Raw genomic sequence first — 15,925 nt, forward strand, 5'->3', positions numbered from 1 at the left:
TTGAAACGGAGCGACATCATGGGAGAAGACAGACCGCTGAGGATCGGCGTTCTGGCCGGAAGCAAGGACGGGTTGGAAAGCTGGCAGTTGGCCGTGCTCGACCGGATCAAGGCCGACAGCCGTTTCGTGCTCGAGACCGTCATCGTCCACGATCGTCCCGACGGCACGACGAGGGCATCGCGCCTGTTCCGGCTGCAATGGCAAATCGAGAACCGGCTTTTTGCCCGCCAGCCCGCCTATCTGCCCGGCAGCTTCCAGGCTGCCGAGCAGCGCTTCGACGTCATGCATGCGATGTCCGACGATGCGGCGCGCGGCAATTATGTTGCCCGGCTCGCGGTCGAACTGGGGCTGGATCTGATCATCCGGATGACACCGGCATCGCTTCCGGCAACGGTGGCGAACCTTCTCCCGTTCGGCGTCTGGTCGTTCAATTTCTCCGACGAATGCTCGGCAGACGGCAGCTGGTTCGGATACCGGGATCTGCTGTCGAAGGCACCGGCGACCGAGCTTATCCTGTCGGCCGACCGCGGCGGGGCGGGCAAATCGACGATTGCCGCCTGCAGTTTCAACATCAAGATTTCAGCAGCCCGCAACACCGCCTTCATCAAGGAGCGTTCGGTGACGCTGTTGATGCGCGAGCTGCGCAAGGCGGCTGCCGGCGAGCTCAACATCGAGCCCGCCCGGGTGCGCAAACCTGCGACACCACCAAAGCTTGCGACTGTGCTGCATTATGGCGCGGCTCTCGGCCTGCATCTCCTCGAACGCGCGGCGGGTGCCGCGGGCCGGCGCATGCATCTGCGCGCCGCCGTCTGGACGCTCTATACCGGCCGGGGAAAGATCGACGATTTCGATCCGTCGCAATCGATCGAGGTGCCGCCGACCAAGGACGACATCAAGGCCGACCCCTTTCTCTTCGAGCATGATGGCAACTGCTATCTGTTCTACGAATCCTATTCGACCGGCGGTCACAAGGCGCATATCTCGGTGGGGCGCTTCGAGGGCGACAAACTCGTTCCTGTCGGTATCGCGCTGAACTGTGAGCACCATCTCTCTTATCCCTACGTCTTCCGGGATGGCGACGACATCTTCATGATGCCGGAGACGCATGCCACCAAGCGCATCGAAATCTGGCGCTGCGTCGAGTTTCCGCTGAAATGGGAGCTGCATTCCACGGCGCTAGAAGGGCGTTCGGCCGCGGACAACATGCTGGTCCAGCATGGTGGCAAGTGGTGGCTGTTCAGCAATCTTTCCGACTATCACGCCTATGAGGATCATTGCAGCGAGCTCTATATCTACGAGGTCGATGGCCCGGATCTGAAGGGTCTTAAGCCGCACCGGCACAATCCCGTAGTGATCGGCAGCGTCGCGGCCCGCAATGGCGGGCGGATGTTCGAACGCGGCGGGCATCTCTACCGGCCGTCGCAGCGTAACACCAACGGCGTCTACGGCTATGGTCTGAATATCATGGAGATCGATGAGCTCAGCGAAGATGCCTATCGCGAGCGGTGCGTCCGGGTGATCACGCCCGACTTCAAGGCCGGCCTGCACGGCTGCCATCATTTCGACGAGGCAGGCGGGCGCTACATACTGGATGCGCGGCTGACGGCGTAAAGTTCCTCCAGGCTGCGCCATTGCAGCCCGGGGTTCCTGCCGCCCGTCAACACTGCTAGGGCGCCGGCAAAGCTTGGCGCCGGGGTGAGATTGAAAAGCTTCCAGTTCCGAAGGCCTGATGGATCGGAGTCCAGCCTCTTGAGAAGAGGTGTGGCTTCCGTGCCGATAGAGACGTCGAAGGATTGCAGCGGCAGCGACAGGCCTTCGCCATGTGCCTTGACGAAAGCCTCCTTGCGCGTCCAGCAGCGATAGAAGCCGTCCAGGTACTCGTCTTGCGACAAGGCTGCGAGATCGCGCCGTTCGGCATCGGAGAAGCAATAGGCGGCCACGTCTTCCTTTAACGGCGCCGCCTGTTCGATATCGGTGCCAAGCGGATAGCGGTCCGAAACGGCCAGCAGCGCCAGGCCGGCGCTGTGGCTCAGATTGAAATGCAGAACCCCGTGAAGCCCGGTGTCGAGACCGGGCTTTCCGTATGCGTTGTAGGTGAAGCGGATGTCCTGCGGCGGCAGGCCGAGATAGTGCGCCAGGATTTCGCGCAGCCGGCCGCGCCCGGCGATGTAGCGGTTCCGGTCGGCGTCGAAGACGAAGGCGGCAGCGCGGGTCCGTTCGTCGCCGCAGAGCAGGCGTTCGAGATCGTGGACGTCAGGCAGCGCCGGCTCGAGATCGAACAGCCAGAGGTCGATGATGCCGTCGCTGCCAGCCGTCTCAGGTCGCATAGGCGAGCTGCCCGCCGGCCGGACGCTGCTGCACCATCCGCTTGGCAAGATGGGCCATCAGCATCAGCGGATAGTTTTCGCCGAGGCTGATGCGGCAGGTGCGCTTCAGGATGTCGAGCGACTGGGTGCAAGTGTCGCCGCCGTAATCGACGCTCTTGTCGGCCCACTTGTAGGGGTTCATGCCCGGATGGGCTGTACGTTTCTGCAGGATTGGCTGCCAGTTGGTGAAGACGTGGCGGCTGGAGTCGTAGAGGCGGTAGACGCCACGCTTGTGTTCGGCGGCAAAGCGCTTGGCGTCGTCCTCGGTGTCGAACATCACATGCAGGCCGGCGGCATTGCCGACATCGTTGTGCGGGCCGACGCGCAGCACGTCGCTATGCGACAGGATGTCGGTCATCACATCATAGCGACGGCGCATCTTGGCGATCATCGGATCGAGCTTCTTCAGCTGGACATTCAGCATCGCGCCCTGGATCTGGTTGGCCTTGAAATTGACGCCGAGGATCGGCGGTTCCTTGATGAATTCGAGATGGCCGCGGAACAGCGCGCCGATATCGTGATACATGCGCGCCCGGGCAAAGAGGGTGGCATCGTTGGTGGCGAGAGCACCGCCTTCGCCGATATTGATGTTCTTGAACTGATTGAAGCTGTAGGCCGCCGCATCACCGAACGAGCCGGTGCGCTTGCCCTTGTAGGTCAGGCCGACCGCCTGGCAGGCGTCCTCGATGACCAGGAGATTGTGCTCACGGGCGATCCGCATGATGGCATCCATGTCGCAGACCATGTTGGCCATGTGAACCGGAACGATCGCCTTGGTCCGCGGCGTGATCTTGCGCACGATATCGGCCGGATCCATGGTCAGCGTCTGGTCGATATCGACAAGCACGGGAACGGCGCCGGCAGCGAGCGGGGCGGCGGCGGTGGCGATCCAGGTATAGGCGGGCACGAGCACCTCGTCGCCGGGGCCGATGCCGGCGGCGGCAATCGCCGAAATCAGCGCTGCGGTGCCGTTGCACATCGTCAGCGCGTGTGACAGGCCGAACTTCTCGCAGAAGTCTGTTTCGAAACGCTTCAGCGGCCCGCCAGTGTCATCGCTGTAGCGGGCGAGCTTGCCTGATAGCATTACCGGCGCAAGCGCCAGCCATTCACGAACTCCGACACGGGCCATCTGCTGAAATCTCCTGCGCTCCCAATTCGCGGCGCTTATAGCCGCGCGACACCGAACCTTAAAACGGAGCGCCGGGCCGTTCAGCATATCCTTCCGGCTTAGGAGAGGGTGGCCGGGGGTGGGAGCCTAGCCGAAGTCGGTAGGCGATCTAATCCGCGGGACCTCATTGGACGATTTATGTCGCGGGCGCGGTCTTGCTATCAAAGGGGACGCTATCGAAGGGGAAAAGACCTTGAGCATTCTCGATCTCAGATCCATGCCCGTGCACACCTTGCTGCAGGTCGATGTCGCCGTCATCGGCGGCGGGCCTGCCGGGCTTACGATCGCGCGCGAGCTGACTGGAAAGGCGGATGTGCTGGTACTCGACAGTGGCGGCTCGTCCTACGAACCGGGCCCGCAGGCACTGAATGCGGTCGAGAATACCGGTGAACCCTCCGGCGGCCGTCAGGCGCCGGAGGGACGCGGCTATAACGGCTCTCTTTCCTGGCTGAACGCCATTCCGGCTTTCGAACTTCGCAACCGCATGCTCGGCGGCAGCACCCATACCTGGATCGGCAAATGCGCAGCCTTCGACGATATGGATTTCGCATTGCGGCCGTGGCTCCGGCTGTCCGGCTGGCCTTTCGAGCGCAATGAATTGATGCCGCATCTCGGCCGTGCCGCTGAACTGCTCAATCTCGGGCCCAACGTCTATGACGAGAAGCTGCACGATTTACTGCGCACGGCGCCGGAAGAGCTGAGGCTCGACGCCAAGAGCCTGCGCTATTTCTTCTGGCAGTTCAGCCATGAGCGGAAGAAGCGCGGCGAGCCGATGCGCTTTGCCAATGTGGCTCGCGGGCTAGCGCAATCGGGCACAAAGTTCCTGACCAATGCCAATGTCACCGAGATCCGTGCCGAACAGCGCGGTTATCATTCGCTGAGCGTCGCCAGCGCCGAGGGGAATACGGCGACAGTGCGGGCGAAGATGGTGGTGCTCTGCTGCGGCGGCGTCGAGAATGCGCGGCTGCTTCTGGCGTCGAATTCGCTGTCGCCTGCCGGCCTCGGCAACACCCGCGGCACGGTCGGCCGCTATCTCGCCGATCATCCGCGCACGACGCTGATGCGTTTCCGCAAAAGCCGGGATATCGACGCGGTGACGCGTCACTTCAATTTCTACGGGTTGAAGCATGACGGCGCGCCGCATTTTTATCTTCGCGGCCTGTCTCTGAGCCCGGCGATCCAGGCGCGGGAAGGGCTGACGAACTGTGCCGCCTATCCGGTGCAGATTCACGCTGCCGACGATCCCTGGGCAGCCCTCAAGCGGCTGGCAAAGGGCGGCGGCAAGCGCGTGATCGGCGATCTGCTGACGGTCGCCGGTTCTGCCGGCATGGTCGCATCCGGCGCCTATCAGCGACTCGTCAAGATGCGGGGACTGCCGCATCGCTCCGCCGAGTTGCGCTTCGACGTGATGGCCGAGCAGCAGCTGGATCCCGAAAGCCGCGTGACGCTGTCCGAGAAGCTCGACCGCTTCGGCAAGCCGATTGCCCGGGTCAACTGGAAGATCGGCGAGACCGAAGTCGAGAGCATCGCGCGGCTGGCGCAGACCATTGGCGGCGAGTTTCAGCGGCTCGGATTGCCGGAGCCGGAGCTTGCCGAATGGATCGCCTCCGGCGACCGGTCGGCCGCGGCCTTCATGGACATGGCCCATCCGTCCTGCACGACGCGCATGGGCAGCGATCCGGCGACCAGCGTCGTCGATCGCAACGCGATGGTGCATGGCGTCGATGGTCTTTACGTTGCCGGCAGCTCGGTGTTTCCGACAGCAGGTCACGCGAACCCGACGCTGATGCTGGTGGCGCTATCGATGCGGCTTGCCGATCATCTGAGCGAACGCCTTGCCGGCGAGCGGCGGCCGGCCTCCGGCGCACAGCAATCGCGTCAGGTCGTCTGAGATTCCATTTCGATCTGGAAATGAAGACGCCGCGCAATGCGCGGCGTCTTGGATTCGTGGCGATCCCGTTTAGATCTTGCGGAAGTAGAAGCCGGCACTTTCGCTGGCGCCGAGTTCCGGATGGGTGTCGATCCGGGACGAGAGCGAGGGGATCGCCCAGCGGTCCACCAGCTCGTATCCGAGGCCGGTCACATGATGCATGAACTCGGCTTCGTTGCGGATCTGGTAGGGCACTTTGGCAGGCCCGATCTGCTCCAGCGTCACGACGGTCGGCCCCTTGCGCAGGGCGACCTTGTTGAGCAGCAGATGTTTCGGGGCTTGCGGCATGTCATCGATCAGTTTGCCGAGCGGGATGTCGAGATATTGCATCAGCCCGGAACCGAGGAACAGCGGCGCGGGACCGGCGTCGGCCATGCGGTCGACGAAGGAAAGCCGCGTCAGCTTGTCCTTTTCGGCGAGCCGCTGCCCGGCACGGATGATCGACGGCAGGTCGTAGACCACCCAGCGGAAATCCGGACCGAGCGGCAGATGCGAGCGGAAGGCCCGGTATTTGGTGCCCATATGGCCGCCTGCATCGACCAGGCTGCCGGTTTCGCGGACCAGATCACGCATCCAGAAGAGCACGGGGTAATCCCAGGCGGCGATCTTGCACATCTGCTCGAAGGCGACAGGGGCGATCTCGTCGTGATCGTAGCCGGCAAGCGGGCCGGTGCTGGCTGCGGCCAGCGCTTCGGCATAGCTGGAATAGGCGCCGGTAAAGCGGCGCGGGATCGGAAGGAAGTATCGCAAGCGCCCGCTGAGGGCTTGCAATGGCACAATAAGCTTTTCAGCACGCCGCCTTGCTTCGCGCAAAGTCGATGTGCGGCCTTTCAGCGTCACAGTCGTCGTCATCGGCTTTTCCCCGGCCTTGATGGATGGTCACTAAGTCTTGTGTTGATCTTTCACCTCCCAGATCGGAACGACGCCGCCGTGGAACCGATGCATCACCCCCAGTGCTGCAAAATAGGTCACGGCGCCTGACAGCACCTGAAAGGCAATCATCTCGAGGCGGGTCATCGCCGTCGCTTCGCCGATATAGCCGAAGGCATAGACGATGGCCGACATCGCGAGGATCGCGATGAAGACATAGCCGCAATCGCGGAACACCCGCTTCCAGTCGAGGCCGCCATAGCGGCCCTGCAGGTGGGCGGAGATTTTCAGGCTGATCAGCGCGGCGATGCACTGGCCGAAGGCGGCGGCCTCGACCCCGAAGGGTGCTGCGGCGACGATCAGGGCGATCGCCACGACGCCGTTCAGCAGCATCAGGCGCGGCATCCGGGCGATGTTGCCGGTGATCGACAGCAGCGGCTCGGTGACGTAGCCCGGTATCAGCAGAACCTGCTTGATGGCGAGGATGGAGACGAGTGCCGCAGTCGGCGCCCAGCTGTCGCCGAGCGCGATGTCGACGAGCGCGGGAGAGACCAGCGCAAGGCCGATATAGACGGGGGCCGAAACGATCATCAGCGCCGTCATGAAATGCGTTGCGGTGCGGCCGAGCTCTTCAAATTTTTGCGGGTCGGCAGGCTGGCCCTTGATCTTGCGGAAGGCCGTCCAGGCCAGCATGCGGGCCGGTTCGCCGAGTAGCTCGGAAATGGCGCCGACGATCCGTTCGGCAGCGCGGTAGTAACCGGCTTCGGCCAGGCCCAGGAAGCTGCCGAGTGCTAGCGTGCCGGAATAGGAGCGCAGATAGAAGATGATCCGGTTGGACAGGATGTGCCGCGAGAATTCGAGGATATCGAAGAGGAAGGCGCGCGTGAGATGGAAACGCGGATACCAGCGCACGACGATGAAGGAGCCGACGAGGCAGGTGGTCTGCATCACCAGCCGCCCGATGATCAGCGAGGCGACGTGGAAGCCGGCATGCAAGCCGGCGATGGTGACGGCGAGCCCGAAGCCTTCGGCGACGATGCGGATGATCGACTGCTGCTTCAACTGCCCGCGATTGACGAGGATGCCGTCATAAACAACCGATAGCGAGGAGGGCAGGAACCAACAGCTGTAGAGCGCGATCAGAATGCCGAGCCATTGCTCGTTCCAGACATGCAGGGCGCCGGAGATCAGGAAGCCGACCCCGGTGCAGAGAACGCCAGACATCACCGCGATCGTGCCGATCTGGTCGAGCTCGCGGCCGGTGCTGTGGGACTTCATGACATATTCGCCCCAGCCGCCTTCGGCGCAGAGGACAAGCAGGATGGCGATCGCCGAACTGTAGGCATAGAAGCCGAATTGCGCCGATTCCAGGATGCGGGCGGCCAGCAGGAATGCCAGCAGCTGGGCGAGCTGCGAGACGATCTTGGCAGAGAGCGTCCAGAGCCCCGCACCGACGAAGGCGGGCATCTTCATGCGCCTGGCTTTCTGCTGCGGATTCTGGCTGTCCGGTCTTTCCTCCCGCTCGTTCATCTCACCGAACCTCGCGGCGGATTGAACAACAAGGCGGCTGCGGTGTTATTACTGAAGCCTGGATAGATACGGCGCCGCCTTGCCAGCCCGAGAAACAATCGTTGGACAAGGTTTGCGCGGTATGCGATTCCCGGCAGGACGGAGAGCTTGTACTGAGTCGGCTGCCGAATAGGTAGGGAGACAATGTCATGATCACAGAGTCAAAGGCGGCACGTAAATCTGCATATGCGCAGAGCGCGGCCAGCTTCAGTGATCTTTCCAAGGATGCCGGTCCCGGCCAGGCGCCGGATGGCCGTCCGTCTTTCCTGAAATACAAGCTCCGCTGGGGCTTGGCGCTGTTTTGCCTCGCCTTCTGGATCATTCTCGCCGCCATTTTCATTTGGTGAGCCGCTCTTTCTCGTTGTGAGCGAGAAACACCACCCCGACCGTTTTCCAGAGAATGCTGATATCCGTCGTGAACGAGCACGAGCGGTAGTAATCGACGTCGTACTGGACGCGTTCCTCGTAGGAAGTGTCCTGGCGGCGGCTGACCTGCCACATGCCGGTCAGGCCAGGGGTCATCGCCAGATAGACATGGGCGTTGGCGCCGTAACGCTCGATTTCCTCGGCGATGATCGGGCGCGGGCCGACAAGGCTCATCTCGCCGCGCAGCACGTTGATCAGCTGCGGCAGTTCGTCGGCGCTGGTCATTCTCAAGAGTTTGCCGAGCCAGTGGACGCGCGGGTCATTCATCAGCTTCTGGGTTTCCTGCCATTCGGCCCGGCGCACCGGATCGGTCGCCAGGATTTCGGCCAGGCGCTCGGCGGAATCGGTGCGCATCGAGCGGAATTTCAGGCAGCGGAACGGGCGGCCGTATTTGCCGACACGGGTATGGCTGAAGGAGATTGGACGGCCATCGACGATCAAAAGGGCGATGACGATCAGGATCAGGGCCGGGGCCAGAAACAGCAGGCCGAGGCTAGCGAAAACGATGTCGAGGGTACGCTTGAGCCGGTAGCCGGCTGCAACGACACGGATCTCCGGCGTGACCTGGTCACCGCGGGCAAAGCCGTCGAAAGCAGATAACATATCAAACCCCATTTACCCTTGAACCCATGATCAGGTTGCCAGCGCCTCTGGCCATTTACAATTCATCCTGAGGGTAGTCGGCTAGTCACATAGAGGTAATCGGGCGCGTCCAATCGTTGCCTTGCGATGCGGGATTACCCTGCAAGTGCAGCTTCTTGGCCAGCATGTGCCCGTTCGAGGATCTCATCGTAGAGTTCGAACAGGGCCTCGGCCCAGGAGAGGGAGGTATGTGCCATGCCGGAGCGCTGGCGCAGGCAGTTTGCACTCATGGTGCGAATGAGGGCGTCATCATCGGCAAGCCGCCGCATGGCGGCTGCCAGGGTTTCGATATTGCCGTTCTCGAAGGTCAATCCGCAGCCGAGATCGGCGATCTCGCGGGCGAGCAGTGCGGCCTGTGGAATGATCACGGGAATGCCGCTGGCGACCGCCTCGACCGCGGCAAGACCGAAGGGTTCCGGCACGCGCGAGGAGATGACGATGCAGCGCGCGTCGGTGACGAGGCCAGCGATCTCTTCCTTGCTCTTCCAGCCGTGCAGGACGGCTTCGGGATAATCGCGTTCGAGCACCGCGCGGCCGGCGCCATCGCCGATGACATGCAGCGGGACATTGGCGAGACGCGCTGCGCGCGCCGCATCCTCGAAGCCCTTTTCCGGCTCCAGCCTGCCGATGAAGAAGAATTTCTTCGTCTCCGCCGGACTGGGCGGCAGGTGCAGGAAGGGCTCCACCGGGTTGCGGATTGTGCGGATGAATTCGGCATTGATGCCGGCCCGGGTGAAATATTCATGCATGTGCTGGTGCACGATGACGATATTGGCCGGAACGTAGCGCGTCGGGAAGAAGTGCTGGCGGATCAGATGGCGGGTTGATCGCCAGACCTTCTCGTGATAGCCGCGCTTGTCGCATTGCGTCGTCAGGCAGCGCGCCGACATCGGGGTCAGGTTGCAGACGCGGTGGCTCTGATAATTGGCATAGCCGCCGTTCGGGCAGGAGAGGAAATAGTCGTGGGCGTGCAGTACCACCCGCGAGCGGACGCGCCAGAGCGCCCGGAAGATCGACGGCGAGAGGATCTTCGACCAGCCATGAACGTGATAGATCGTGCCGGGTGAATCGGTGCGGGCGATCACGCCGCGCAGGCTGTCGTATGCGGCCTGATTGTAAAGACCGCCGATCGTTGCCGCCAGCTTGTGCTGGTTGACGAGCGGCATGCCGCCGACGCCGACCATCTCGGCCGAAGCGATACCGTGCTCGACGCCGTCGCCGGCGAAGTAGGTGACCGGAATGCCCCGGTCACGGATCAGTTCGGCGGAGAGGACCGCCAGATTGGACGCGCCGCCGACCCGTTCGGAACGGTCATTGATGATCACGACGCGATCGGGCTGACGGTGCCGCATCCGCTATTCCAGACTTTCGATCCGGCGCGGGGTCAACCGGCCGCGGAAAAGGTCGAGCATCGCAAGCATGTTGCCCTTCAGACGGCCGCGGCGATCGACCCAGGGTTCCGGGCGCAGGCATTTGGCGAAGTTCGCCGCGACGTTGCGGCCGATCTGGACTGTGCCGTAACGCGTACCCATCGTCTGCTTTCGCATCAGATAGATCGGGTTGGCGATCTGCGAGTAGCCGAGCTTCAGACCCGCCGTGCGAGCGACCTTGACGCCGAGATGGACGCCTTCGAGGCTGTCGGCGGAGACGACGCTGCCGTATTCGGCGATGCGGCGGCTGAAATCGACGTCCTCGAGCCAGCCGTAGGCCGGCAGGTTTTCGTCAAAGCGGATATCGCCTGCCTTCACCGCCGACATGCGGATTGCCATGTTGCAGCCGTATGCGTTGTAGATCGGGCTGATGGTCATTGGCAGGTTCGACGATTGCCGGGCGCGGTCGCTGACCAGCTTCAACCCGTCGTGGACGGAGATGCCGGGGCCGATGATGCCATCGGCCAATACCCGGCCGGTGCACATGGCGACATCCGGATGGGTCTGGAAGATGGTTTCCAGCCGTTCGATGTAGTTTGGCACCATGATGAAGTCGTCGTCGAGGAAGAGCACCACACCGGCGTTTCCGGCATTGGCGACGATCTCGTTTCGCTGTCTGCAGAGGCCGCGCTCGGAAATGATGATGCGGACGGGGCAGGCGAGCGAGGAAAGCGACACCTGGTCGATATCGGTGGTCGAGGTGACGCAGACGATGACCTCGTCGGGTTGGCGCGTCTGCTTCGAGATCTGCGGCAGGATGGCCGAGAGGATGTCGCGGCGCCCGGAGCTGGCGATCCCAACCACCATGTTCAGCGGCGCTGCCGTAGCGCGGTTGATGATTGCCGGTACCGAGGCGGTCCGGGTGGGGCCGGTTGGTTTCAGGAGCTTGTGACGGCCGCCCGATACTTTCGGCTTTGCGGCGCTGATCTGGGTCGTGACGACGCCGAGAAGATTGATGCGGCCGCTGCTGAATTCGCTGAGGGCATTCTGAATACGGTCGTTGGTCACGTCGCTGCCATTGTCGAGAACCAGCAGCACGCCGTCCATGAAGCTGCAGATCTGGCGCGTATCAGCCGACCCTTCGAAGGGCGACATGTCGACGATGACGATCTTGAACTTGCGGCGCAACGCCTCGATTTCCTGGCGCAAGGCCATCAGATGGCCGAAGCGCTGGTGCGGGCCTGCTGAGCGCATGATGTCCGGTACGGTAACGGTCGCGAGCGCGCCCTCGCTATCCACCACCGGCTCGAGATCGTTCGGACGCTGGTTGTTCTTGCGGGCGGCGTGATCGGAGCCGAGCAGCTTCAGGCCGAAGGCCGGGCCGGAGTCGGCTGCGACTGCGCTCAGGCGGGCGTTGATGAAGTCTGCATCGACGAGAACGACATTGCTGCCTTCATGCTGGTAGACCTGAGCCAGATTGACGCTGAGCGTCGTCTTTCCGGCGCCAGGCGTGATCGAGGTGATGCCGATCACAGTCGAGTTGTTGGAGCGGAATGCGGCGTCGATGGCGCCGCGTATGCTGCGCAAGGATTCCGTGAAGCGTGAATAGGGTGCATCGAGAACCCGCCGGTAGGCGACGTCGATGCTGACGGGCGAGACGCTGGCGGCAAGATTGCCTTCGCGGCCGATCAACGGGATGGTCCCGAGCGAATTGATGCCGAGCTCGCTGCGCAGCCGCCCGAGGACATTGAGGCGGCGGCGGTAACCGTCGTTGAACAGCGCCATGCCGAGACCACCGGCAAGGCCGAGCATGGCGGTCAGCGGAATGATGAGGCTGGGTTTCGGCCAGTTCTTGGAAAGCGGAGCGGTGGCCGCCGTGACGATACGGGCGTTGCCGATCGGGAAGGACTGGCGCTGGATGGCGCCGGTCACCTGCTGCAGGATGGTTTCGTAAATCCGGCGGTAGGTGGTGGCCTGGCTTTCCATCTCGGTCAGTTCGACACGCGCAAGGTTCTTGTCGGTACCGGCGGCGGTCAGCGATTCCAGCTGCGTCTTGAGCAGCTGTTCGCGGTTCTTGGCGACTTCCAGATTGGTGGCGTAAAGCGACTGGATGCGGGTATATTCGTCGTCGATCGCCTTCTTCAGTCCGGCGACCTCGTCCTGTGCCGCAACGACGGCTGGATTGCCCGCGTCGTAACGGCCGGTCAGATTGTTGAGCTTCGACACGGCGACGCTCAGGTCCTCCTGAAGTTTCTGGATGCGCGGATTGTTGACGGCTTCCTGCACCGTCGCATCGGGCTCTCCGCCGTTTTTCAGGCGGGCGAGCGCATCGTATTTTGCAGCTTCAGCCGCCGTCTGGGTACGGGCGCTGAGTTCCTGGGTGCTGATTTCGGAAAGCTGCTGCTGGTCGAGCGAGGAGGTGGCATTGATCTCCATGATGCCGTTCTTGGCGCGGAATTCTTCCGCCTGCATCGCCGTTTCGCGGGCTTTCCGGCCAACTTCGATCAACCGGCTTTCGAGCCACTTGGCGCCGCTCTGCGCGGCGGCGGCGCGCTCGGCAAGGCCGGAGCGGATATAGGCGTCGGCAATGGCATTGGCGACGCGGGCCGCCTTTTCCGGATCGGTGGAGCTGTAGCCGATTTCGAGAATATAGGATTGGCCGACGCGGGTCACCGTGACGCGGGAGAGGAAGGACGCCATCGTGCGGCGCATCAGTGCTTCCTCGGCCGTCTCCGTGGGGGACTGCGGTGCGGTTTCCGGCTTGTGCATGCCCGGTATGATGCTCTTGATGGCGCCCGTTATCATGCCGCGCCAGGATTCGCCGCCGATGATCTCAGGGTCGTGATCGAGCTTCAGCTTGGCGATGACGTCGCGGGCGATCGATTCCGACTTGACGATTTCCACCTGGCTGGCGATTTCGGCGGCTTCGATGATGATGGTGCCGGTGAAGGCGTCCTGCGAGGCGATGCGGCCCTGTTCGGGGTCCATGACCAGGCGGGTCGTTGCCGAGAAGATCGGCTCGGTGCTGAAGATATAGAGCCCGCCGACCGACACGCCGAGTGCCGTGCAGATCGCCAGATGCGCGGCGTGGCGCTTCAGGAATGCCCAGATGTCACGGAAGGATATGTATTCGCGCTGCGTCTCATCGAAAGCGTGATGATTGCCGGGAACGATTTTGCCGATCTCCTGAATGACCATGTCTATCCTCGCAGCTCCCTAGGGCGTTTGTTTTTGTTCAGGTTCCAGGGCGGAAATGACCGTTCCCTGGAAGCTGGTGGATACGTTGTAGCGAACATCGAGAACGTCACCGGGCTGCAGTTCCTCGGTGTCCTGAACTTCGCTCGTCGTCGGAATGTCGCTCGCGGTGCGCGTCACCCAAAACTCCAGCGGCTGCAGGTCGACAGCCTTGAGGCTCTGGTAGCGCGACACCGTTGCACCGGCGATCTGCAGGAGCTGGAGCGTGGTTGCCCGCTTCAGCTTGGTATCCTCGATGTCGGACTCGGTGGTCTGCAGCTCCTGGCCGGCTTCGGTGGTGCGCTGGCTCTTCAGGGTTTCGGCGTCTCGCTTGGTTTCGCTGAGCTTCTGCTTGGCCTGCATCGAGGCGACGACGAGGTCGAGCTTGCTGCCCTGCATTTCGGCGACCGTGCGCTCGAGGGCTGTCTTGCGCGAGGTGGTCAGGATCTTGGTATCGACGAGCTTGGAGATGTCGCTCAACTCGTCCTGGGCGATGGTGACCTGCCGGTCCTGCGTCGACATCTTCTCGTCGAGGACGCTGATTTCGCTGGTCAGCAGGGTTTCGAGCTCGGTTGCTGATTGCAGCGCGCGGCTCAGCGCATCGGCACGGGCCTTGAACAGGGCTGTCTCGCTCTGGATGATCTGGCTGATGATCGGATCCTGGCTTCCCGCAGCGATCTCGGGCGGAAATTCGATCGCATCCTTGCCGGAAAACTCGGCCATCAGCCGGGCACGCTTGGCCATATATTGCTTCAGCTGCAGTTCGAGGCGGCCGAGATCGCCGGCATAGCGGATCTGCTCGGCGTCGGAATATTCGCCCTGCGGGCTGCTGCGGCGTTCCTTGCCGCCGGCCATGGCCATTGCCTGCTTGACGGTCAGTCCGGGGCGGAATTCGAATTCGCCGGAGCGCTCGACGGCACCGCTGACATACACCATGGGGTATTTGACCACCTCGACAGAGGCGGTCGGCGCGGTCGCCAGTCCGGTGATGCGCTTCAGGTTGGCGCCGATCAGCTGCGAGATCTCGTCGACCGTCTTGTCCTCGACATTCATCTGGCCGATCATCGGGATGAAGATGTTGCCGGCCGGCGTGACGGTGAATTCGCCGTTGAGCGCGGTCCATTCCTTGTAGTCGCCGGTCGAGGCCACCCATTCGACCACGGTGACCTTCAGCTTGGTTTCGGGACGGACCTGGTAGCCACTTTCATCAGCCAGAACGCCTGACGGGGCGGCTGCAAGCAAGAGTAGGGCGGCGCCCGCAACCTTCGCGGAGAAGCGTCCGCGTCCTTTTGCGCCAATGGTCATCTGACAGCCTCATGGTTCGCATCGTCCTGGCGGAGGGCCGCCGGGCATACTGGCACGGATGATCAGGCGAAACGCCCGCGAGCGAAATCCCCTGGAGGCGGTAGGCGCAGCTAGTTCTTTTGGCCGCTGGGGTAGCTCGCGCGCATGGGACGCACTGAAGCGTCCGCGCGGCGGGGCCCGAAATGCTTCATTCGGATTAGCGTGAAAAAGGAGAGGCGGACAGCATCATGAAGCGGGCCGAAACAGCACCCGCCGCGCAAGATCCCTGGATATCAACGAAACCGGGCTCGCTCCGTGTTCCGAAGCGAGCCCTTCCGCAAGGAGCCAGGTCGCGGCTCTATAGTCCGCGAGTATTAGCTGCCGCATTTGGAATAGGTTCTACTCGCTACTTTCCCCGATCCCGAGGTCAGGATGCCATATCGATGGTCGAAATCAACTAATCCCTTTGGGTTAAGGGCTTAAACCGGGGCAAAATAGCCGGTTTTCGGGCAGATGATCCGCATTTTAGCACCTTCTGTTGCACACTTGCCGCGGTTCAGCTTCCCTTCGGCGGAGCGATTGTTTCCACCTTCGCGACAGCACTCGGCTTTGCGCCATCGGGCGCATAGCCGCCGCCGACGGCGACGTTGAGCGAGACGTAGTCCTTGGCCATCTGCTGGACGGCGGCGGCCAGGCTTGCCTGGGCCGTCGAGACGTTGCGCTGGGCATCGAGAACGTCGAGCAGCGAGGACGCGCCGTCCTTGTAGCTGGCGGTCGAGAGCTCGAGCGATTCCTGGGTGGTCTTCACCTGGGCACGCAGGGCCTGAACCGTCTGCGCATCGCGGCGGACCGCCGACAGTGCGTTCTCGACCTGCTCGACGGCGCTCAGCACCGCAGACTTCCAGGCGAGATAGGCAGCCTTGGCATCCGACTTGGTGATGTCGACATTGGCGCGCAGGCGGCCGCCGTCGAAGATCGGCAGGTTCAGCGTCGGGCCGAAGGACCAGGTGGTCAGGCCGCCATTGCCGCCGACCGGGCGGACGTAGGAGGGCGAGATCGAGCCCGA

The 15,925-nt window shown here is 62.8% G+C and carries 12 protein-coding genes; 3 read left to right on the forward strand and 9 right to left on the reverse strand.

Annotated elements, in window-relative coordinates; all coding sequences use genetic code 11:
- The first annotated feature begins 18 nt into the window (after positions 1 to 18).
- Positions 19 to 1,611 carry a glucosamine inositolphosphorylceramide transferase family protein gene (locus tag AC1DV9_RS22900; protein WP_477950154.1) on the forward strand — a complete coding sequence of 531 codons (1,593 nt, stop codon included), beginning with the start codon at positions 19 to 21 and terminating at the stop codon, positions 1,609 to 1,611.
- On the opposite strand, the gene AC1DV9_RS22905 is transcribed toward AC1DV9_RS22900, so the two are convergent.
- Complete coding sequence (locus AC1DV9_RS22905; protein ID WP_477950155.1) at positions 1,581 to 2,327, reverse strand: 4'-phosphopantetheinyl transferase family protein; 747 nt, start codon at positions 2,325 to 2,327, stop codon at positions 1,581 to 1,583. The genes AC1DV9_RS22900 and AC1DV9_RS22905 overlap by 31 nt on opposite strands.
- Positions 2,317 to 3,495 carry a DegT/DnrJ/EryC1/StrS family aminotransferase gene (locus AC1DV9_RS22910; RefSeq protein WP_477950156.1) on the reverse strand — a complete coding sequence of 393 codons (1,179 nt, stop codon included), beginning with the start codon at positions 3,493 to 3,495 and terminating at the stop codon, positions 2,317 to 2,319. Before AC1DV9_RS22910 ends, AC1DV9_RS22905 begins: the two co-directional genes overlap by 11 nt.
- Before the next feature lie 232 nt (positions 3,496 to 3,727).
- On the opposite strand from AC1DV9_RS22910, the gene AC1DV9_RS22915 reads away from it, so the two are divergent.
- Positions 3,728 to 5,425 (forward strand): FAD-dependent oxidoreductase, encoded by a 1,698-nt coding sequence (locus tag AC1DV9_RS22915; RefSeq protein ID WP_477950157.1) that lies wholly within the window; start codon positions 3,728 to 3,730, stop codon positions 5,423 to 5,425.
- 69 nt (positions 5,426 to 5,494) lie between these two features.
- Here the strand turns inward: AC1DV9_RS22915 and AC1DV9_RS22920 are convergent, their stop codons facing one another.
- Positions 5,495 to 6,316, reverse strand: a complete 822-nt coding sequence (locus AC1DV9_RS22920; RefSeq protein WP_477950158.1) for a methyltransferase, TIGR04325 family — start codon at positions 6,314 to 6,316, stop codon at positions 5,495 to 5,497.
- 30 nt (positions 6,317 to 6,346) lie between these two features.
- The gene (locus AC1DV9_RS22925; RefSeq protein WP_477950159.1) at positions 6,347 to 7,807 is read right to left on the reverse strand and encodes an oligosaccharide flippase family protein; all 1,461 of its coding nucleotides are present in this window, start codon (positions 7,805 to 7,807) and stop codon (positions 6,347 to 6,349) included.
- A 245-nt stretch (positions 7,808 to 8,052) separates the two neighbouring features.
- Between AC1DV9_RS22925 and AC1DV9_RS22930 the strand changes: the two genes are divergently transcribed.
- Complete coding sequence (locus AC1DV9_RS22930) at positions 8,053 to 8,250, forward strand: hypothetical protein (RefSeq protein ID WP_477950160.1); 198 nt, start codon at positions 8,053 to 8,055, stop codon at positions 8,248 to 8,250.
- Here the strand turns inward: AC1DV9_RS22930 and AC1DV9_RS22935 are convergent.
- The 5 genes from AC1DV9_RS22935 to AC1DV9_RS22955 all read right to left on the reverse strand — a co-directional run.
- The gene (locus AC1DV9_RS22935; RefSeq protein ID WP_112516396.1) at positions 8,240 to 8,932 is read right to left on the reverse strand and encodes a sugar transferase; all 693 of its coding nucleotides are present in this window, start codon (positions 8,930 to 8,932) and stop codon (positions 8,240 to 8,242) included. The two genes, AC1DV9_RS22930 and AC1DV9_RS22935, sit on opposite strands and share 11 nt — an antisense overlap.
- 134 nt (positions 8,933 to 9,066) lie before the next feature.
- Positions 9,067 to 10,323, reverse strand: coding sequence for a glycosyltransferase family 4 protein (locus AC1DV9_RS22940; RefSeq protein ID WP_477944598.1), 1,257 nt, complete (start codon positions 10,321 to 10,323; stop codon positions 9,067 to 9,069).
- Between the two features lie 3 nt (positions 10,324 to 10,326).
- Positions 10,327 to 13,539 carry a glycosyltransferase gene (locus tag AC1DV9_RS22945; RefSeq protein WP_477950161.1) on the reverse strand — a complete coding sequence of 1,071 codons (3,213 nt, stop codon included), beginning with the start codon at positions 13,537 to 13,539 and terminating at the stop codon, positions 10,327 to 10,329.
- Between the two features lie 18 nt (positions 13,540 to 13,557).
- A complete protein-coding gene (locus AC1DV9_RS22950; RefSeq protein WP_477950162.1) occupies positions 13,558 to 14,880 on the reverse strand; it encodes a polysaccharide biosynthesis/export family protein in 1,323 nt (440 codons plus the stop codon).
- Between the two features lie 535 nt (positions 14,881 to 15,415).
- Positions 15,416 to 15,925 (reverse strand): TolC family protein (locus tag AC1DV9_RS22955; protein ID WP_477950163.1); only part of this gene is annotated, 510 nt, incomplete at its 5' end.

It is taken from the genome of Rhizobium sp. 01L410, from assembly GCF_056400165.1.